Source organism: Chryseobacterium sp. 27AL (assembly GCF_057815395.1).
The window spans coordinates 53,177-73,867 of sequence record NZ_JBYRIW010000017.1; the positions used below are offsets into that span (position 1 = coordinate 53,177).

Below are 20,691 nucleotides of genomic sequence, written 5' to 3' on the forward strand. Positions count from 1 at the left end.
TAAAAAACACCCCTGAAAATATCTGATTTTCAAGGGTATTTATATTTAGTTGAAATTTAATTTAAATTATTCTGAAATCTTCACATCAGTACCTTTCGTATGCGCATTCATTTGCGGTGCATAATAATTCTGGATGCTTGTAATTCCGTTTGAGAATCTTCCGGATGCATTGGCCAGATAATCATATTCAAATACATACTTTCCTTTCGGCAGATACTGAATGTAAAAATTTGTGGATGCATCTTTGGTGGACTGGTAATATCCCAGGTTGTTCTTCCACTGATAACCGGATAATACATCTACAGGCTCAAATCCTGCGGCTCTCATATCTTTTACGTGGATAAATTCCATCGGGCGATCTGTATTCAGAATCATTCTTACCGTTACTTTATCTCCGACTTTTAACGGAGTTTCCGGAGAAATTTTCTGTAATTCCTCACCGTTCACTGTTTTTATTTTTCTGTAAACCTCTTTCGTTACGGAAATATAATTTTCTGATGATTTTATTTTATCCAGATCTTCATAATATTGCCAGAACAATCCGCCCTGCACAATTCCAGGACCAGGTTTTGAAACACTAACCTCAGCAAGATTTTTATTCACAATATCTGATTTCACCGTAGATTTTATATATCCTGTAGCTTGGGTTTCCGGTTTTAATTCTTTACCTCCCCAAACAACTTTTGCTTTATCACTTTCCGCAGATGTCCATGATTTCCCGGAATTCAAGATGGTAAAGATAACTTCTGCTGTTCCTCTTGAGCTGCCCCACGAATTAACCTCTTTTTGGGTGATCAGCCAGATTTTCATTTCTTCAATGAATTTCTGATCATTAGGCTGCAATCTGTTAAATGCTTCCAACGCTCCGGCCTGGTTTACGACCTTTGAGCTAAACCAGCCCCAACCATCCAGATTCTGCTTCCAGTAAACTCCCTGGGTTTTGGTTTCTACAGACGTTTCTTTTAAATAATTCATCAGCTTGTCTGAAACATCTTTCAGACCATAATCATTCATCAACAATGCAGCACGATGAAGCCCGAAAAATGTGAAATCGGTAAGTTTTGCCGTTTTTGCTTTTTGTTTTACCAGAGATTTTAAAGTTGACCCATTACCTTTTAAAGGATATTCTTTTTCCCAGTAATTTCTGGCATCCAGATAATCGAGTGCCCAGTTGGTCCAGACATCTTGCGTTTTCACATCATAATAGGTGTTGATTTCTTTATCCACATAGGCAATCAGGTTTTTCACTAATTCTTTCTGTTCAGCATTCTGATAATCTTTTACGTTATCTTTTAACCATACATTAATTTTTCCTAAGTTTTTCAGGATATACAATGAAGTTGAATACGAGCTTGGATATCCCTGATACCATGAGAAACCGCCATCCGGATTCTGTAGTTTTCTGAGTTCATCCCAATCCTGGCTAATGGAGTTTTTCATCGTGTTAGCGTCAAACAGCAATGCCAGCTTCTGCATTTGTTCCTGTTCGTTATTACTTTCCAGCACCCATGGTGTTTCGTCAAGCAACAGCTGTTTTAGTTCCTGATTTTTTTCAAGATTTGAATTTAGTAAGCCTTTATTGTGATATTCTTCAAACACCGTTTTCATTTTTGGATTGGCTCTAAAAATCTCGGATGCCAAAACATCGGCAAACCATTTATTGAAGATAACATCCGCAGAATTGTTCGGGTCATTTTTAAGACTTGGAAGCGCAAACATAATTTCCCAGATTGGATTAGTCGTAAGCTCCAGTGTGTTGGAAACATTCGAAATGGTTTTTGAATTGGTATTTTTGAGATTTTCAAGCTCAAATGTTTTGGTTTCTCCTTCTTTCACAAAAACCGGAACTGCATCGGTTACCAGCATTCTGTTTGGAAGAACGGCAATTGCCTGCTGTTCGCCATCGGAATATGCTCCTGCTTTTGCCACTACTTTGATGATAATGGAAGAAACATTTTCAGGAACCTTTAATTTCCAGGTTAATGCTGAATTTCCATTTTCGTTAATTTCAAAATTCTGCACATTGGCATTTAGTCCAAATTTTGCCGAAATATCTTCGTTGGTAAATGCATCTAAAATTTGTAAGGTTGCTGAACCATTAAGCTTTTTATTTGTTAAATTTGAAAGCTTTGATTGTAAATTAAGTTCATCGCCTTCTCTCAAAAATCTAGGATAATTTGGTGTTACGGAAAATTCTTTCTGTGTGATCACTTCTTTTTCCAATGTTGCTGCTCTGGCATCTTTGGTGTGAGCCAGGAACATCAGTTTCCATTTTGTCAAGGCTTCAGGAGAAGTAAATTCAAAGCTTACATTACCTTCGGCATCGGTTTTCAGATCAGGATAAAAGAATGCGGTTTCGTTGAGATTCTGACGCACGGAAACTTTTTCTGTTAAGTCACCCTTATCTAATACTTTATCAGCAGCAACCACTTCTGAAGCTGTAGCCGCAACTTCTTTTTTAGTTTCGTAACCTGTCACGACAACTTCTTCTATATTTTTACTGACTGCACTGTCTGCTGCCATAGGAGCACGACTTGCAACACCACGAATAGTAACTCCGGCGGCTCTGCCTTGCAGCATGATCAAACCATTCCTGTCAAACCAATTAAATTGAGGAACTTCTACAAAACTTCCATTAAAGAATTTTATTCTCTTCTGATAATATTTTGTTAAAAGATTATCTCTCAAATCATAAGTGGTCACCAATGAATAAGGTCTGTACAATTTTTCCCAGGTAAAACTATTGACCGCAAACTGATCCAGCGACATATCATACATATTGGCCAGCACTTCTGCATTGATTTTTTCTTTGTCATTTCCTGAAACTTTTACCGACCATTTTTCTTTTACATTAGGTTCAAGTTTGTCTCTGAAAGTTGTAGTCTCAATTTTCAACGGCTGTTCTGAATCTTTGATCTTTAAATTTACCGTTGCCGTCTGAATATCATTATAGGCCACAACCTGGAATTGAATATTCATGGCAGATACTCCTTTATCTTTAGGAATATCAACAACATATTCCAGTTTGCCGTTTTTCGTTTTTTGAACATCATAAACGGCTTTTCCCGAACCATCCTGCACAAAAATATTTACCGATGCATCCGGAACTGCAGAATACACATAAACTTTGACTTTTTCTCCCCTTGAAAATTCTGTTTTCGGCTGTAAAGCGGTAAGGAATGTCTTCTGATTGGCCTTTAAGCTATTTTTATCCCAAACACTGAAATACTGGGAAGTTTTAATCGTATCCTTTCCTTCGATATTGTACAGATCAAGCTGGTAATCACCGGCATCTAATTTCCCTAAATCCAATGATTCTTCTGTACGCTGAGCATCATTTAGAATGACAGAAGAAATTTTCCAGTTTTTCACCTCATCATTTTTATCAAAAAGATCATGAGGGAATTTTCTGATAAATTCCTCTTTCGAAAATACCGGAAGATTCTGAACTGCATCTTTAAAATTGCTCCTGAAAATCCTGTCCGGAGCCTGAAGTTTTGCAAGCTTTACGTGATAAGATTTTTTTAAATTCTGTTCGTTATAATTTTTGGTTTCAACCTTTAATTTCACATTTTCGTCAGAAAAAACATCCTTTATTTCATCTGCTTTGATATAATGTGAAACTGAAGCGACTTTCAACTGTGTATCTGCAGATTGCGTCTCACCATTGATATCTGTAACGGAAGCATTGATTTCATAATTATCAATCTGAATGCCTTCCAACTGTTCATCTTTTTTAAGTTCCAGACGAATGGTAAATTCACCTTTTTCATTAGTCTGAGTTTCTCCCAGAATAGAGTTTTCATTATCATTTCCTTGTGGATACCACCAAAAATACCTCCAGCGAATATTACGTTTTTTTATTTCATAATTCACTTTCGTATTGTTTAATGCAATCCCTGAAAAGGTTGTCGCCTTACCTTTCAGCTCAATGGTCTGACCGTACTTATATTCTTCTTTTACAGGTTCAAAATTGACTTCAAACTTCGGTCTTTTATATTCTTCCACACTGAATCCTTTGAAAACCGGCGTTTCACCATCTGTACTCAAATAAAATTCCCCATTCAGTTTGCCTTTAGGAAGTACAAAACTTCCGTGATAAGAACCAAACTCATTAGTCGTAAAGTTTTGGGAGGAGACTTCTTTACCGTTAGCATCACCTAAAGTGATTTTTTGCTTTAATCCTGCATCTACAGATTCTTTATCTTTATTGATTTTCGTGTTGATTACTTTAAAATAAACAGTCTGTCCCGGTCTGTAAATGCCTCGGTCCGTAAAAATCTGAGTTTTTGCATGTACTTTATCGTCAATATCAAATTCATCATTATAATCATTTCCATAGACCTGCATCATTTGAAAATCATTTGTTTTGGGCTGCTGGATTAGAAACATCCTAAAATACTTTTTATCAGATGAAGACGGAAATTTGAAAATGCCTTTATTATCAGTTTTACCCGTATTTTTAATTATGTCAGAATTTCCCGAAAATTCATAAAAAGCAAGACCTTCATTGGATACCGGCTCACCGTTTTCACTGTTGACTAATTTCAGTTCATTGGCTGAGAAATTTCCTTCAACTTTATTTTTGTAAATAATTTTATGATCAGATACTAAGAAATAGAAATTTTGGTTCTTATCGTTGGTTCCGTCACCAACCAGATATTCAGCAACATATATTCCTGACGGAAGCGGTTTTATTTCAAAAGATGTTTTATGCAACTGATAATCTTTAGGATCCGGAACCTGATATGTTTCTTTTCTGATCAGTTCTTTTTTTACCTTTCCGAACATTTCAGGATAAGGGTTTCTTAAATACTTGAAAAAAGATACAAAATCATCATTAACCTTGTAAATATTCAGAGAAAAACTGTTAAGATTTTTGTATTCTGCAACAAAATGAATAGGTCTATTACCCTGTGTCTGCTGCTCGTACTTTATGCTTAAAGAAGTCTGCCTGATCTGCTCTTCTTTATTTTTAATATTTTCAATAAACGGCGATTGAGGATACTGAGATTTGGCTTTTGCAGCAATTTCAAGTGCTTCTTTCTCCTGATTTTTGGCCAATAATTCATTCATGATATCGTCCATGATGACTACTTTGTAGTCGCCTTTGGTATCAGAATTTAAAAGGCTGTTGAGCTGCTGAAGTTTGTCTTTACACTGATTGTAATTACAATTCTCCTGCAGTTTCTGATGCATAAAGTATAGTTTAGGATTTCCACTATTCTGCGCAATTAGCTCATTAAAAATATCATCAATCTGCTTACGGTTATCTGACAATTCATTTTTCGTAAAAAGCCCGTTATCAGATAAGAAATCAACTTTTTTAAGTGCATACCAATCAGCCAGCGTCGGAAAAAAAGAAATGGACTTTGTATTGGTAAACAATGACTGGTAAGGAGCCAGGGCGATTTTCCTCATTTCAGCTTTTTGCTGATCAAGTTCTTTAAAGCTTTTGCTGATGTAATTTTTAAAATCAAGTTTGCTCCAGGTTTCGATCTGTGTAATATCCTGAGAATTTATATTGGTTCTGCCATTGATCTTCCAGCTGTTACGGCTGTAATAATCCATGATAAAACCATTCATTAAGACTTTATAAATGATTTTTTCGTCACCTTTCAATTTCTTTTCAATATCCGTTAGTTTACTGAAAAACTTTGAGGCAGCATTGTTCTGATCATCATCCCGGGTTTGGTTCACAATCACAAATTCTGCTTTTAAGGAACGAATGAGCTGAAGCGTATTATTATCTTTCATGGCTTGATTTTGGATATCCAGAATGGTAGGAAGATTAGATTTAACAGTTCCTTTTGTACTGTTTTCTTCGATTTTTTTCCATTGCTCATCGTAATATTTCTGAGCATATATCACTGTTGAGAACAGCAACAGAAGGAAAAATATAAAAGTCTTGGATAATCTTTTCATAAATGTTATTTTTGATCTAATGAATTTATTAAAAATACTGAAAAAATCCATTATTGATAGTCAGTTGTACGTCTCTTTAATGGGAACTCTTTTTGCAGTATTCTTCATGGAGGAGCAAAATACATTCCGTTATCCCACATTTTTCCTGATTTTCATCACTTATTTCAGCGGATATCTTTATACGAAGTACCAGAAAACCAAATATCTTTTTAAAATATTAATTTTCAACATTATAGCAGGTTTAGTTTCTGCACTTTTAATTATTTACAACCATAATGAAATACGCCTGTTAAAATGGTCAATTATTGTTATCCTGGGACTGCTTTACAATAGCTTTTTCCTTGATGTTTATATCCGGAAAATTCCGTTGCTGAAAGTTTTTTATGTCGGACTTGTCTGGACGCTGATGAACTGCTGGCTCACGTTGCCTGAATTCAATGTGCCTATATTTCTGATTAGTTTTTTCTTTATAACTGCTCTGGTTCTGCCTTTTGACATCCGTGATATGAAAGTTGACACTGTAAAGACATTTCCAACGATTATCGGTGTGCAGAATACAAAATATATTGCTTATGTATTGATTTTCATCAGTACTATTCTTGCTGTGGAATATCTTAGCTTCAGTTATGCTATTTCTTTCTTTCTGTCAGGAATCATCTCTTATATTCTCATTTATTTCTCTGAAAATGAACGGGATGACTCTTATTTCTCTTTCGGAGTCGAAACCTGTTCTGCACTTCCTTTTTTATTTTCAGTAATAATGAAGTATTTTTGACAAATGATTATCAAGAAACTTTCGCTGTATAATTTCAAGAACCATTCTGAGAAAAAATTTGAATTTTCCCCGCAGATCAACTGTTTTGTGGGAAACAACGGTGTGGGAAAAACCAATATTCTTGATGCGCTGCATTATCTTTCGGTCGGTAAAAGTTTTTTGGGAAATACTGACCTCAACAACATCAGGCATGATGAAGATTTTTTCACAATCGATGCAGAGATCATCAATGAAGACAGTGATGATATCATTAAAATTTCACAGCCGAAAGAAGCAAAAAAAATTATTAAAAAGAACGATAAAAGCTACGAAAGACTTGCAGATCACATCGGCTATCTGCCCAGTGTGATGATTTCTCCCTATGATTCTAATTTAATCTCAGACTCCGGAGAAAGCAGAAGAAAGTTTCTGGATGCCATGATTTCACAGACTGATTCGGAATATCTTTTTGATCTGATCCAGTACCAGAAAGCGGTTCAGCAAAGAAATGCTTTGTTAAAATATTTTGCCAAAAACAGAGTCTGGGACAGAGATTCTCTTGAGATTTATGACGATCCGATAACAAGATTAGGAACAAAAATATTCATTAAAAGAAGAGATTTTGTAGAAAAACTCAATCCTATCGTTCAGAATTTTTATAAAATTATTTCGGGAGGTATGGAAAATGTTTCAGTTATTTACGAATCCCATCTGCTGGAAAATTCTTTTGAAAATCTGTTGAAAGAAAGCATTGAACGCGATAGAATGCTTACTTACACTTCAAAAGGTATTCACAAAGATGATCTTCTTTTTGAGATGGATTCTGTTCTGATCAAAAAAATAGGTTCACAAGGTCAGCAAAAATCTTTCCTGATTTCGCTAAAGCTGGCACAGATGAGCCTGGTAAAGGAATTGACCAAGAAAACGCCGATTCTCCTCCTCGATGATATTTTTGATAAGCTTGACGACAACCGGGTTTCTCAGCTGATCGAACTGGTCAACCAGGAAAATTTCGGACAGATTTTCATTACGGATACCCACAGGGAACGCACGGAAAATGTCGTTAAAAAAATCAATGAAGAAAGTATTATTTTTGAATTGTAATCCATTCTGAAAGTCAATAAAAATCTTAGAGTAAGCTCTATTCATCATGAAAAGAAATAAAAAACGAGAATATCAGTCATCAGAACTTGTGAAATCTTTCGCAAGAATTTATGGTTTTGAAGATAAACTCATCGCCTTTGAAATCAAAGATTTTCTTGAGGAATACCTTGACGAAAGCCTGTTTCGTGAAATCAAAAGTGTGAATATTGAGGATCAGACTGTTATTATAAAAATTAATTCTCCGCTTTTAAAGCATGATTTTCAGATGCGTAAAAGTTTTTACCTTAAAAAATTTAAAGATAAATTTGGCGCTGATAAATTTAATGATCTTAATATTCTTTAAATCGATTCAGCACATTATTTTTTTTTCTATATTAGCTTAAACCAAAACAATCAAATCAACATGAAAAAGCTACTTTCAACTAGAAAATTATCAAGAGAAACTTTACGACAGATTAATGGCGGAAATGGTAGTATATGCTGCGTATTTTACTGCAATACAAATGAATGCGCATATTGGACAGAACCTAAAGTCCTGTGTCCAGTATTTCCAAACTGTCTTTAAAAATTAAGCTACAGAAATGTAGCTTTTTTTATTTAATGATCTTCAGATTTTGTAGGTATCGTGCTGTTCATGAGATCATCAGTCCTTTTGTCAAGTCCGGATCGTAAAGGAATAAAAAACCTCAGCGGGTTCTTTAAAAAATATTTAAAAATTCCTTTATAAATTTCGCTTACCTGTCCAAAATTCAATTTTCTGGACCGGAATGCCAAAAACATCGAAAGACTAAAACTTACGGCAAAGTTGAAAAACCCAATCAGAAAAACGGTAATTAGGGAAATCCAGAACGTGTAAGAGTCAATAGAAAAATCTTTTCCATACAGCCCTAAAGCAAAATTTCCTGCAGCAAAAGTGATGTGTCTGATATCGAGATCGAGTCCTAAAAACAATCCTACCGGAGCCGTTGCTCCAAGAAAAACACCGAACCAGAAATTAGATACGATTCCGGGCCAGTTTTTAGCATAATATTTAGACAACGCTTTTGCGAAATTCTTCCCGAATAACCTTCTGATAGATAGATTTTTTGATATCCTTTCCGGTATCTGGTAAAACACAGAATTGTTTCCGATGTTCCCTGAAATAATTCCTGAAATAAAAAGGTAAAATCCGGCAATAGATGCATGAAGTATGGCTTTGGATTTAAAAGGATCAAGATCTTTCAGTAATTTATCCGATCTTTCAACGGCAAGATTTTGTGAGAAGAAGACATCCAGCCCGTAAATGATAATTAAAGCAATAGGAAAAGATAAAAGAACATTCCCGACAAACGCAATAAACTGACTTCTAAAGAGTTTTGAAACCAGATGTGCGAATTCCTTACTGTCGCTTTTTATATTCCCTTCTTCTGACAAAACTTTCGTCATCGTTGCGGCCGTCATTGCCGGCTGTTTTGTTGCCAACGTGAATCCCATTAAATAAATCATCACGAAACCCATTGCATAATTCATGGAATACAGAAATGCGTGTGAAAAATCACTTCCCGGCACATATCCATAGAGCATTTTCAAAACACATAACGCACCTACGATTATTCCTCCACCGCTCGCTTTGTAGAACATGGTCATATATTCTTTCCGGGTCGAAGTGATATAATGTGCACCGGTTTCCGCAGTATGATTCGTAATAAGATGTGAAATCAGCCTTGTACTGTCGTTGATCAGCTCTGAAATATTATTCCTGTGGGATTTATAGCTTAATATATTAAATACCAATTGCTTGGAATTAATTAAAACATCTCTTTCTTCGTCAATCACCAAAAGCTGGACCGTTTCATAAATTCTCTGAACCTGCTGACGAATCTTCAATAAGGATTGGTTAATTTTTCCGGAAATTCCATATTTTGAAGAGTTTTTAAATGAAATATTTACAAATTCTAGACATTGCTCAATATAAATTTTAATCTGCTTATATCTGCTGTCTTTTGAATGCAACTGAAGCCCGGGATTTTTTTCAAATTCTTCGGCAAGCTCTTCAAGTTCATTCTGTAACGCCAGAAATGGATTATCAAAATTACGGTATTGCGGTGCCATCCTCACCACCTCAACTTCCATCGCCGAACCGGTAACGCGCCATGAAAGGATGTTCATGGAGAAAAGAAGTTCCTTTTTTACTTCCGGTCTTACAATAAAATCGGATATGCCCAGAATAATAAAAAGCTCATCAATTTCATTCTCAGGAAGATTCTGAAGGAATTTAAGATCTTTTTTGGGCGTAAAACTCACGTTATCGATCATGTACCAGATCGTTTGCTCATTGACAACCGGAGGTAGAATCTTGTTAAGAATTCTTTTTTTAAGTTCCGGTACAAAGGCGTTTTCCGAGAGTATATTTGCTTCTGTTAAAGACAGATTAAAAGTTTTATCCCTAAAAATATTGTGGATGTATTTTCTGAAGTTTTCTGCAACCTGGAGATTGGTTCTAAGAAAATTGAGTACATCAGTAAAATCAGCACTTTTAACACTCTCCAGAAATTCCGAAAAGGGTTCCAGAGAATGCGTCTGATTCTTAAAAGAAAAATACTTTTTAAGAACCGACTCAAAGCTTGTGCTGGAATTAAAGAGTTTCATTAGGGCAAAGATACTATTTCAAACTTACATTCCTCATCTGTCTCATGATCCAATTGTGTTTCTTTCTTAAATAAGCCGAAGGGTTCTTAGGATCATACTTTTTAGGATTGGGCAAAACGGCTGCAATCCATGCTGCTTCCGACACGGTAAGATCTTTTGAAGGCTTTCCAAAATAATATTGAGCCGCAGCTTCAACTCCGAAAACGCCCTGTCCCATTTCAATAGAATTAAGGTATCTTTCAAGAATAATATCTTTGTTCCATACTTTTTCAATGATAAACGTGTAAACCGCTTCAAGCCCCTTTCTGATCCAGCTTCGTCCCTGCCAAAGGAAAATATTCTTTGCGGTCTGCTGGGAAATGGTACTTCCTCCCCTCAGCTTCTTACCCTTTTCATTATTTTTCATGGCTTTTTCAATAGCCTTATAATCAAAGCCATTATGCATGAAGAACTTCTGATCTTCGGAAGCAATGACTGCTTTTTTGACATTATTGCCCATTTCATCATAGGAGATATAATCCCTGTGCAGTTTTCCATATTCGAAAAAACCGCCGATCTGCGTAATTGTGATGGGAGGATTGAAAAATCTGCCCCAAACGATGAATACCACGTTCAGAATCAGAATAATAAATATGATGCGTTTAATTGTCTTCCACATAATTTAAAAAGAAAAACCAAAAATAAGCAAATACTCGAGTTATTGCAATTCTTTCATGTAAGTAAACTGATAATCCGGTAAGAGCTCGGGATGGAAAATTTTTATATAATCTTTTAAAACAAGATCTGATCTTACGACACCGCTTTCAAAGAAATCGTTTGCTTTAGCTTTTTCTTTCCCCGTAATAACATAAATTTTTCCTTTATTGAAAACACTTAATTTGCTGTAAACAGGATTCATCCCCAGCATTTCTTTTTTCGAAATATGATTTCCCGCATTGATCCAGTACTGAACCTCATTCGATTTTGCAAAAACTTCCTCAAAGCTCATGGTAACAGCTTTTTCGTCTGTATTATTTTTTAAGATATAATTTGCATTCGCATCTGCAATAAAGTTGGCCACAGCCGTTTTTCCGCCTGGAAGATACCATACATCGCCGTACATTTCGTTGGCCAAAATTGTCGGACGGTCTTTTGCTTTTGAAGCCAGCTGTTTTAACTTTTTATAGTTTTCTTCTACTTCTCCATATTTGGCTGCCGCTTGTTGATCTTTTCCCAAAAGCTTTCCAAAAAGTTTGATATAAGCCGTTTTCTGCAGTGGCTCCTGCTCCATGTATTCATCAAGAAAAATAACCTGTATTCCATTATCTTTCAATAATTTATAAGTATTATCAAAGCTCGAAATGTAATTGGTAAAAATAGCGTCTGGCTTTAATGAAAGAATTTTCTCAATATCATATTTCTGTTCATTTCCTACATTCTGGATTTTCCCTGATTTCAACAAGTTTTGAATCGTATCAGAATAAATATATTCGGGACTGGAAACGCCGATGATCAGATTTTCTGCATTTAATTCGGTAACATAGCCTGCCATGCTTGCATTCAGCAGTATAATTCTTTTAAAAGGAAGCTGATTCTGCTTAAAATCGTAAGTAAAATTTCCCGACTCAATGTGAATATTTTCATTTTCTTCGCTGTACTGCACAAGATTTGAGATCGAAACGGATTCTGAAGGTGATTTTTTTTGTTCTCTTTTACAAGCCGTTAGCGCTAAAAACGCGATTAATACTAAAATTCTTGATTTCATCTTTCAAAGAAAAGAAAAAAGTGCTATATTTGCAAACCATTTATTAACGGCCTCGTGGCGCAACTGAATAGCGCATCTGATTACGGCTCAGAAGGTTACAGGTTTGAATCCTGTCGAGGTCACAAGACCGACATTTGAAGATTTTACTCTTCGATGTCGGTTTTTTTTTATTTCCTAATTCCTTCTTTATCAGAAAGATAGTATGTACAAAGGTATTGATTTTTGCGGTTTGAAAATTCTCGCCGTCAAAAGTTAACTTTTCAGGATATATCAAACCAATTATAGCTCTTTTGTCTACTGAATCTGCTTTTTTATGTCTCTCAGAAATTTTCGTAACAGCCTTCAAAGCCGCATCCAGCTTAAGTTCTATGTTATTATCCTTCTTGGTTTGCTTTATCGAATTTAGTTTGAATAAGAGTCGGTCAAGTTCATCCTTATTTTTTGTCTTCACTGCTCTAAAATCCTCTTCATCTAATTTATCTTCCAGATATAAATCTCTTGCTTTTGCTATCTTTTGTTCAATTCTGGTGACTTGCTCAGTCAGTATTTTTCGCTCATCATCAAGGCCGTCCGAAACACTTGAAAAATTTTTCATCATTATAGCTTTTAACAAACTTGCAAATGCTGGAATAAACTCAAATTTTGAAAGTTCTGCCTCAAATAGTTCATTAACTATTTCAGAGTTGTGACGGAAGCCACAAGCTAAGGTACAATGGTAATAGTAGTAATGCTTTGACCTTCCTTTAGCACTACTTGCAGTTAAATTTTTTCCACATTTTGGGCATAACAGTAATCCACGCAGAGGATACCTATCTTCATTGATCACCCTACCTCCCGGTAAAAAAATATCTTTATTGCTTTTCCTTCTGAGTATATGCTGAACTTTCATAAAAAGCTCTTCTGAGATTAAAGGCTCATGTTTGCCTTTAATAACTCTCTCTTCTTCATCACCATGGGCTTTTAGGACAATATTACCACAATAAACCACATTGCGAAGAGCCTCAAGGAAAGAATTACGTGTGAGCTTCCTACCCTCCCTTTTATTCATTAGCTCTCTAACTTTTGCACTTGGCAGATGTCCCTTCGCTACTTCCTTAAAGGCCCAGATGATGTTAGAGGCCTCAGGTTATTTTAATGCCACATATTTTCTGCCATCTTCCGTGCACTTATTGATATATCCGTAAGGCGCAGTTCCCATCATTCTGCCTTCTTTAATGGCTCTGCGCATTCCATAAATAACATTCAATGCACGACGATCATTTTCTACTTCAGGAGTTGAAAGATATATAGCCAATAAAAGTTTATTTTTGGGAACTCTCAAGTCTAAAGGTTGCTCAATAGCCTGCGGAGAAATATTTAACTTGGTAAGTTTCGAGATCATCTGGTAAGCTTCGCTTGTATTACGGCTAAACCTATCCCATTTCGTAAACAAAAGAAGTCTAACTTCTTTAGCAGGCTTGCCTCTTCTGAAGCTAAACATATATTTCTGCCACTCTGGTCTGTCGAAAGTTTTTGCAGAATGATCCTCAAAAATTACCCGATCGATTGAATATTTTGACTATTGCAATGTTTGCGGAGGCGCTCTTCCTGATCGCGCTGTGAATAACCTTTATCAGCTTGTTCATCCGTTGAAACTCGGATATATAAATCGGCGATTTGCATAAAGTTGTCATTAGTATATTAGAAGGTGACTAATATTGAGATCAATTTGATTATCAATATTGTATTCACTAAAATACGAAATTAATTTTTAGCAGAGATGAGCTCTTTGAGGGTCATCTTTACAAGAGTATGGAGTAAAGCCAGCACATCTGAAATTTTTTTTTCAGACATATTAATGTTTGATCTTTTCAATATTTTATCGGCCTCACTTACCGACATTTCGTTAAACCTCATAAGTGGTTCGAGCTCGAATTCCTTCAAATCTCTAAGTTGAGAATCTTTTTGTTTTCTTTTGCCACGCATCGCTCCTAAATACTTATCGCATTAACTTATCTAGATTGATTGATTATTTGACTCAGTATATTTTTTATAATAACTGTTTAATTTAATAATCAAATTATCAGCTAAAATCGCGATAAATATGGTAGAATACGGTATGATAAATTGATCAAAGTCTATTTAATCACTAAATGGGTTACTTACGAATTTTGATTTGTAAAAGAGGATTAAAATAGAATAAACTACCGATAGAGAATCTAAAGAAGTCTTTATTCGTAATCAATATTGTTTTGTCATTTCATTTGTTATTAAAAAAATCACTTGTTTTATGTAGATCTACCAGAGTTAAAAACACTTTTATATCTTCCTCATATTGGTAATTATCTTCATAAACCTTCATTGCAAATTTTATGAAATAACCTAAAAAAACCATTGCAATAAAAGCATGAAATTTATAACACTCCAACGAATGAGGTGAGAACTGCGGATAAATATACGCTTCCCCCCTATTACGATCCTCTACGAAATGAGATATCATATCCGTTACCTTATTACTACCTGAATGGGCAATCTCGGAAAGTTGCTTGTATAAATCTTTTGTGCTATTGTTAAAAACATTGTTAACATTAGGTGTTTTCTTCTCAAGCTTGGAAATCTCCTTACTATCCAGCTCTATTAACCTGGTTAGTGCTTCAAGTTGTTTACGGATCAACGTTGCCGCCTCGATCACATCACCCGACTTCACTAAATAATTAATTAAGAAGTGTGTTCTAATGTAAGATGCCGAGAGAGCAATTTGATAGTAAATGTTATCATTAAGATTTGTTGCAGGTGCATGAAAATTTTTTGAAACAGTCACTATCAGGCCATCCATCATCAGTTTAAAATCTAATAGCTTCGGAATCTTATCTTCAGCTAGCTTATATTGTTTTTGAGAATGTTCTCTAGATTTATCGGAATTATTTATGAAATTGGAAACTTCTTCCATATAACTCTCAATAATATCAATGAATTCTCTGCTATTCGTTTCCATATAGTTTTTTTTGTTAAGTATAAATTTTTACCTGTCTTGAAGAGTGATTCAAACTAATGTAATAGATTTTTTTATTTTGTCATATATCATAATTTACTAAAATTGACTGTGCTGATTAATTAGTTGTTTCTACCAAAATGATCATATAGTCTAATCATTATCAAACAATTAACAATTCCCGACAGCACTTGTAATAATTGATACATTTTATCCCTACACTTCTAGTTTTATCTAATTTGTTTGATAAAAATTAGGGTTAGAATTTGATAAGGCTCAATTTTAGTTTAAAATTTTTTAATCAATCGTGTAATTAATTCTCTGTTAGATTCACTGACTCCAAAATCTTTCGCTAAGTACGACCATTTATCCAGTGCAGAACGTGTTTGCTCAATAATATTATCGACTGTATTCTTTGGAAGTTTAGCTTCCTTGCCTAGCTTAATAAGATGTTGGATGCTTACATTTCTGCCCTCTCCTAGCACCATTGTACTCTGCTCTCCACCAGGACCTGTGGAAAATGTCAAATCGTAGGCAGGCGAAAGTTTCCAGTTGCCTGTTTCGTCCATTAAAAAACTGAAGTTCTTTGCATGGTCATCCCTATTGTGAGCCATAACATTGAAAACCGCCAGTCGATACATTTTTTCGACTTCACGAATATCTTTTGTCAGGGTTGCAGTCAAATTCAGTAGATCTTCGTAATCAAGCGAAGGTAACCTGAAATTGCTATGTAGCAAGCCACTTACAGTATGCATATGTAATCTCCTATTAACGTCCCTGTCGAATCTCTTCACTGCGAAATAACCGCTCCCACCATTTTGAGAAGGAAATAAATGCACATCCGGCATTGAGATACCCGCTTCTGCAGCCATCAGCGCATAGACGTATTCAATAGCTCCGGAATCCGGACCGTCCTGTGAATTGGAAAACTTAACCAACCAATGTTCAAAATTTTCGTCTAAGTTTTGGGCTCCGTATAAAATATTTTTACGTTCGCTATCTACGCCAATAAGTGCTTTTGGCCTGGCACCTGCTGAAGAACCATTTAGAGCTAACAGCTCAGTAATTACCTCTTCCGAACTTCCTTCCAGGACTTTTTCAGTTTGTACAGCCAGCACATCCAGGTCAACTTTATCTTGCGGCACTTCAGGACTATTATCCGGCTCGTAGACTAATGCTCCCATTCCGTGCATACCAACATGAGCCAGGCGGTCCAGTGACGAAACATCTGATGGCATCAATCCAAAGGTTCTGATCATCCTGTCAAACAGCAATCGCCCCCAGCCATCCGGCAAACTGTCGCTAAATACCCCGGCCAGTCCGTCAAATGGATGCAGAGGCAATTCACTAAGGCCCCTTTTTAAAGGCAGCCTGAAAGGAGATATTTCAATTCCTGCGCCAAGAAAATTGTCATCATATTGGAAATAGATGACACCATTACGTATTGCAAGACGACCAACAGGCTGGACTGCCAGGCCAAAATCTAACCCTACTTTTATTTCTGCAACAGGCTTGATCATTTTCTTCGACCTCTTTTTTTAATTATACTATCATCTTGTCTCAAAACATCATCTATTGAATTGAAAGCCGGCTTATCTGGCTTAAGAGCATCAAGCATTTCTTCCAATCCTCCAACCACCATCAAGATCTTTAGAAAAGAGTCCATCGAAATCAATCCTTTTTGCTCAAACTTCCTGAGGGTGGAAAGTGCTACACCTGAACGTTCAGCAAGACCTTCCTGAGTAAGCTCCATCAGAAGCCTTCGGTCACGAACGTGAGTAGAAATCATCTTTTGTGCTTTAGACAACGATATAAGTAACATAACTGTATGATTTAACTTTAATTATAAGCAATAATTATCATTATTGTATTACAAATATATAAAATTATAAACTATCCAATCAGTTAAGATATTATCTTTTTCTTTTCATTTCGATTTGTACATTAGTGTCATTTTGATAATTCATTCCAGACGTCAAACTTTTTTTAACAAAATCTGTTGTGAATAAAGATCTGAACAAGTATTTATTTTCATCTGCTCGCTCTTGGATAAAATTAATCGCTTTATTAACCATCATTTGTTCATCTTTCTCCTGCTTATATTGCAGAATCATAATTTGCTGCACAACAGAAATTACATCATAACTCGTTCCTGTTCCAGAATCAAAAGCCGTGTTTTTTATAAAATCCACATAAAGACTGGGAACCTTTTCTTCCCTCTCCAACGCAAAGTAAAAAGCGGTTCTGCTGTTTTCTTTGACCGGAAAAAAGCTAAATGATTCCAAATGCTGATATTTTTTTTGATTTTCTCGCAATTCATTTTTTTCTTTTTTAAAGCAAGTTTCTCTTACCAATTCCTTTTAAACAAAAAATAACTTTTTCATCTTTTCACTGTACTTTTAGGAATTGGGTGTACTGCAATCTTAGAAACCGTTTGGATGATTTTCGAAATGAGTCCAATTCCGACATTGAGATCAGTTCATTTCCGAAATTAAGCTGAGTATAAATCCGAAAAAGCAATAATTTCGAAATGAGTTCAAATCCGTTTTCAGTTACAATCAATTCTTTAAATCAGAACCTAACCCACAATATTGAGGTATAATCAACAAACGGTAAGCTTACCATACTTTCAGGAATGAGTTCAATTCCGATATAGTATCCCAATATACATACACCTTTAACATCTAATTAATTCCAACGAGCTCCATTCCGAATTTCGAAGCAGTACAATACCGAAATACGGATGAGTACCAATCCGAATTCACAGGATAACCGGATAGCCATTCGGCAGCAGTTTTCCAACCTTGCTTTCACGGTAGAGCTTAATCATATTCTCCTGGATTTCTATCAAAAATCCCCTGCCCTGGAATTCGGTAGAACTTTTTCCTCTTAACCTGGACGTTCGGATCAATTCTCTGAATGCCTTTTCAATCAGCTCGCGTGTCTGCACAATATTTCTATACTGATAGGAAAACTGGAGCATTTCATCCTCCCGTAAGCCATATCTTTTCCTGAAATACCTTAGCCGTCTTGTAATATCAATTGCCTACTTTTCCGGTTCCATCCTTTTTTCAGGAACAGCATCCGTTGAATACGGTATGATCGAGATTATCTCTCCTTTATATTTAAAGTTGAATGATAAACTATTACACCGATCAAGATTCGACCTGGCGGGCTTCAGAAATTTAAAGCACAGGTCGTTCGCTGTTTTGTAGTTAAGTCCGAACTTTCTGTTCAAGGTGGAGAGCTTCAGAGCTGTCCCGGTCGGTGGAATTTTTGAAAGCCAGATGGCAAAGATGATGTGCTTGTTGTTCCTGATGTTGTACACCAGATTATACAGCACATAATTATAAGATATAGGTCCTCTGAACTTTTTGAGTACCTGAATGCAATCAGATATTGTTCGAGCGCAGGCTTGTACTGCCTGCAGTTATAATAGTAGATAATACCTTTACCCAGATAAGCTCTTGCAATTTGATCAGCATCACGGGACCTTAAGGCACAGATGATGGCACTGTCTGCGTATAAGAGTTTTCTCTCAGACTTTGCACTGTAGTAAATGGACTCTTCGTAACCTCTGATCAGTTTTTTGAGATTATTGTCATCCTTTGCTTTATTAATGTACAGGTTTACAAAGACCATAGCCCTTTCGTCATTTTCATGATAGGAACTGTACAGTGCTGCGATTTCCTTATAAGATCTTTCAGGGAATTGATGACCATCAACAAAACACCAAAACAGATTAAAGATCAGTAATAAAATGCTATTATGATAGTTCATAACAATGAGATATATTCAAATTTACTCAAAAATCAACAATTAAACATGTGTTTCACTTTGCCAGAACTTTAAATCCTATTAATATTTGATTATCAGAACTATATCTGTAAAAATACAGGGAACAATGTACCAATCATTCCCTGTTAAAAGATCCATCGTTACCACCTTCACTTTTTTCTAGGCATCAGTCCCGCTAATTTCGATGTCAGAATTCTAAACGACCCCGGCCGGGATAAACTTTTTTAAACATCAAAAAATTACAAACCACTATGAAAAAGTATATCTCAATTTTAATGCTGGCACCGGTACTTGGTATGTTGTCCTGCGACAGAGCAACCGCAAACAATGAAATACCTGAAGACAACGTGCAAAGCATCCAGTACAAGAGCAATCAACATAAAACCGAATCCGCACGATGCCCGGAAACGCAGGTTGATTCCGCGTCAAAGGAACCGGTGACGATGATGAACCGCAAGATGACAAGCAGCATTGGAAAGTTCCAATCGATTCAGTTTGGTAGTCTAACTAAACGCTGAAAATAAGCTTCGGTATGGAAGATCAGAAGATCACACTGGCAACAGGACGAAAATGCACCGTCAGCGGGGAATGGGAAATACAGGGAAGGCTCAGCACGATCATATATGTATCAAAGGGAGAGATCATGCCGGCCTACTGCGGTAAGAATGTCAAATGGATATTAATCAGAAAAGGATAAATCAGAAATAAAAGTAAACCAATGAAAACCTTTAAATCAGGATTCGCAGAATACGTCAGTTATTTTTTTATACTGCTGTTCTGCTATGCGAGCATCAGCAAGATCATGGATTTTGAGAATTTCCAGGTTCAGATCGCACAGTCCCCTATTTTCAGTTCAGTAGCAGGACTTATTTCTTCTGGTGTACTGATTACAGAACTGCTGGTCTGTATCCTGCTTATTTTTTGAAAGAACAAGGATCATCGGATTGTACTCTTCTTTTTTCCTGATGGTTTCATTCACGATTTACATTTATGTCATACTAAACTATAGTGATAATGTACCATGTTCCTGTGGCGGCATACTGGAAAAAATGGGATGGAGAACCCATCTCATTTTTAACGTCGCAACGGCTGTATTTTCGTCTGTAGCCATTCTTCTTGATCGAGCTCAGAGACGAAAAAAGATGATGACTTCCATTTTATTACAGCTTATCCTGTCTGTTTTTAGTATGGGCATGATCAGCGTATTATACCATCGCTCCGATTATATGGTGAAGAAAGAAAATCATTTTATCAGGAGATTTCTTCAACATCCGATTACGGAAGAAGAACGGTTTGATCTTGCCGTTAATTCTTTTTATTTCGCAGGCTCAACGAAAGACTCTGTATATCTCGGTAATTACACCACGCCTTTCTCCTTGGTCTCTTTAGATAATAGATTAGATCAATGAGTGAAAGAAAGATTATTCCCGATCGTTTTGATTTCAGTTTTAGGCGGGCCCTGATCCAGATCAATTCACCCTATTATTATCTGTATGACGGAACCGTTCCTGTTATTTACAGGGGTATCCTCGGTAATGAAAAGGTGAAAACGTACAGTTATTCCCAAGCTTACTTTAGCCCAATGTCATTAAGTTAGTATTTTTAACGGTATGCTTTTGCTATATTTGAGATTTAATCTTTCATCTGCTTATTATGCAAAAAAACGGTTTCAGCTATTTTATTATTATTGGAGGAGGAGATCCACAGTGTTGCTATTTGTAATGAATACAAGATGAGTAGCAGAGATTTCACCCGCAAAAGGAAATT

At 35.9% G+C, this 20,691-nt stretch carries 19 protein-coding genes, 1 tRNA gene and 1 pseudogene; 9 read left to right on the forward strand and 12 right to left on the reverse strand.

The window, feature by feature from the left end; translation table 11 throughout:
• Positions 1-66: 66 nt before the first annotated feature.
• The gene (locus tag AC3WV0_RS16785; RefSeq protein ID WP_488847223.1) at positions 67-5,925 is read right to left on the reverse strand and encodes an alpha-2-macroglobulin family protein; all 5,859 of its coding nucleotides are present in this window, start codon (positions 5,923-5,925) and stop codon (positions 67-69) included.
• A 19-nt stretch (positions 5,926-5,944) separates the two neighbouring features.
• On the opposite strand from AC3WV0_RS16785, the gene AC3WV0_RS16790 reads away from it, so the two are divergent.
• Genes AC3WV0_RS16790 through AC3WV0_RS16800 form a run of 3 tightly spaced genes read left to right on the forward strand, consistent with a single transcriptional unit; the run spans position 5,945 to position 8,126 of the window.
• Positions 5,945-6,700, forward strand: coding sequence for a UbiA prenyltransferase family protein (locus AC3WV0_RS16790; RefSeq protein ID WP_488847224.1), 756 nt, complete (start codon positions 5,945-5,947; stop codon positions 6,698-6,700).
• Positions 6,701-6,703: 3 nt separating this feature from the next.
• The gene (gene recF, locus AC3WV0_RS16795) at positions 6,704-7,783 is read left to right on the forward strand and encodes a DNA replication/repair protein RecF (protein WP_488847225.1); all 1,080 of its coding nucleotides are present in this window, start codon (positions 6,704-6,706) and stop codon (positions 7,781-7,783) included.
• A gap of 46 nt (positions 7,784-7,829) precedes the next feature.
• Positions 7,830-8,126 carry a hypothetical protein gene (locus AC3WV0_RS16800; protein ID WP_488847226.1) on the forward strand — a complete coding sequence of 99 codons (297 nt, stop codon included), beginning with the start codon at positions 7,830-7,832 and terminating at the stop codon, positions 8,124-8,126.
• Between the two features lie 254 nt (positions 8,127-8,380).
• Here the strand turns inward: AC3WV0_RS16800 and AC3WV0_RS16805 are convergent, their stop codons facing one another.
• Genes AC3WV0_RS16805 through AC3WV0_RS16815 form a run of 3 tightly spaced genes read right to left on the reverse strand, consistent with a single transcriptional unit; the run spans position 8,381 to position 12,155 of the window.
• Entirely contained in the window at positions 8,381-10,411 is a 2,031-nt protein-coding gene (locus tag AC3WV0_RS16805; protein ID WP_488847228.1) for a recombinase, read from the reverse strand.
• 13 nt (positions 10,412-10,424) lie between these two features.
• Positions 10,425-11,069 (reverse strand): monofunctional biosynthetic peptidoglycan transglycosylase, encoded by a 645-nt coding sequence (gene mtgA, locus AC3WV0_RS16810; RefSeq protein WP_488847229.1) that lies wholly within the window; start codon positions 11,067-11,069, stop codon positions 10,425-10,427.
• Positions 11,070-11,108: 39 nt separating this feature from the next.
• Positions 11,109-12,155 carry an ABC transporter substrate-binding protein gene (locus tag AC3WV0_RS16815; RefSeq protein WP_488847230.1) on the reverse strand — a complete coding sequence of 349 codons (1,047 nt, stop codon included), beginning with the start codon at positions 12,153-12,155 and terminating at the stop codon, positions 11,109-11,111.
• Between the two features lie 48 nt (positions 12,156-12,203).
• On the opposite strand from AC3WV0_RS16815, the gene AC3WV0_RS16820 reads away from it, so the two are divergent.
• Positions 12,204-12,277, forward strand: a tRNA-Arg gene (locus AC3WV0_RS16820).
• Between the two features lie 596 nt (positions 12,278-12,873).
• Here the strand turns inward: AC3WV0_RS16820 and AC3WV0_RS16825 are convergent.
• The 8 genes and pseudogenes from AC3WV0_RS16825 to AC3WV0_RS16860 form a co-directional block, all read right to left on the reverse strand.
• Positions 12,874-13,266, reverse strand: a pseudogene (locus AC3WV0_RS16825) (recombinase family protein); the annotation flags it as partial.
• 15 nt (positions 13,267-13,281) lie between these two features.
• On the reverse strand, positions 13,282-13,701 hold the full coding sequence (locus tag AC3WV0_RS16830) for a recombinase family protein (protein WP_488847244.1): 420 nt from the start codon (positions 13,699-13,701) through the stop codon (positions 13,282-13,284).
• Positions 13,702-14,394: 693 nt separating this feature from the next.
• A complete protein-coding gene (locus AC3WV0_RS16835; protein ID WP_488847231.1) occupies positions 14,395-15,129 on the reverse strand; it encodes a hypothetical protein in 735 nt (244 codons plus the stop codon).
• A gap of 284 nt (positions 15,130-15,413) precedes the next feature.
• Positions 15,414-16,646: a type II toxin-antitoxin system HipA family toxin gene (locus AC3WV0_RS16840; RefSeq protein WP_488847232.1), complete on the reverse strand. Its 1,233-nt coding sequence runs from the start codon at positions 16,644-16,646 to the stop codon at positions 15,414-15,416.
• On the reverse strand, positions 16,643-16,948 hold the full coding sequence (locus AC3WV0_RS16845) for a helix-turn-helix domain-containing protein (protein WP_488847234.1): 306 nt from the start codon (positions 16,946-16,948) through the stop codon (positions 16,643-16,645). Before AC3WV0_RS16845 ends, AC3WV0_RS16840 begins: the two co-directional genes overlap by 4 nt.
• Before the next feature lie 91 nt (positions 16,949-17,039).
• Positions 17,040-17,480 (reverse strand): hypothetical protein, encoded by a 441-nt coding sequence (locus AC3WV0_RS16850; RefSeq protein ID WP_488847235.1) that lies wholly within the window; start codon positions 17,478-17,480, stop codon positions 17,040-17,042.
• Positions 17,481-17,887: 407 nt separating this feature from the next.
• The gene (locus AC3WV0_RS16855; protein WP_488847236.1) at positions 17,888-18,109 is read right to left on the reverse strand and encodes a hypothetical protein; all 222 of its coding nucleotides are present in this window, start codon (positions 18,107-18,109) and stop codon (positions 17,888-17,890) included.
• Positions 18,110-18,375: 266 nt separating this feature from the next.
• Entirely contained in the window at positions 18,376-18,906 is a 531-nt protein-coding gene (locus AC3WV0_RS16860) for a hypothetical protein (RefSeq protein ID WP_488847237.1), read from the reverse strand.
• Between the two features lie 269 nt (positions 18,907-19,175).
• Between AC3WV0_RS16860 and AC3WV0_RS16865 the strand changes: the two genes are divergently transcribed.
• Genes AC3WV0_RS16865 through AC3WV0_RS16885 form a run of 5 tightly spaced genes read left to right on the forward strand, consistent with a single transcriptional unit; the run spans position 19,176 to position 20,521 of the window.
• Positions 19,176-19,442 carry a hypothetical protein gene (locus tag AC3WV0_RS16865; protein ID WP_488847238.1) on the forward strand — a complete coding sequence of 89 codons (267 nt, stop codon included), beginning with the start codon at positions 19,176-19,178 and terminating at the stop codon, positions 19,440-19,442.
• Positions 19,443-19,456: 14 nt separating this feature from the next.
• Complete coding sequence (locus tag AC3WV0_RS16870; RefSeq protein ID WP_488847239.1) at positions 19,457-19,621, forward strand: hypothetical protein; 165 nt, start codon at positions 19,457-19,459, stop codon at positions 19,619-19,621.
• A gap of 21 nt (positions 19,622-19,642) precedes the next feature.
• Positions 19,643-19,849, forward strand: a complete 207-nt coding sequence (locus tag AC3WV0_RS16875) for a MauE/DoxX family redox-associated membrane protein (RefSeq protein ID WP_488847240.1) — start codon at positions 19,643-19,645, stop codon at positions 19,847-19,849.
• Between the two features lie 40 nt (positions 19,850-19,889).
• Entirely contained in the window at positions 19,890-20,333 is a 444-nt protein-coding gene (locus tag AC3WV0_RS16880) for a MauE/DoxX family redox-associated membrane protein (RefSeq protein ID WP_488847245.1), read from the forward strand.
• Positions 20,330-20,521, forward strand: coding sequence for a hypothetical protein (locus tag AC3WV0_RS16885; protein WP_488847241.1), 192 nt, complete (start codon positions 20,330-20,332; stop codon positions 20,519-20,521). Before AC3WV0_RS16880 ends, AC3WV0_RS16885 begins: the two co-directional genes overlap by 4 nt.
• Positions 20,522-20,691: the final 170 nt, after the last annotated feature.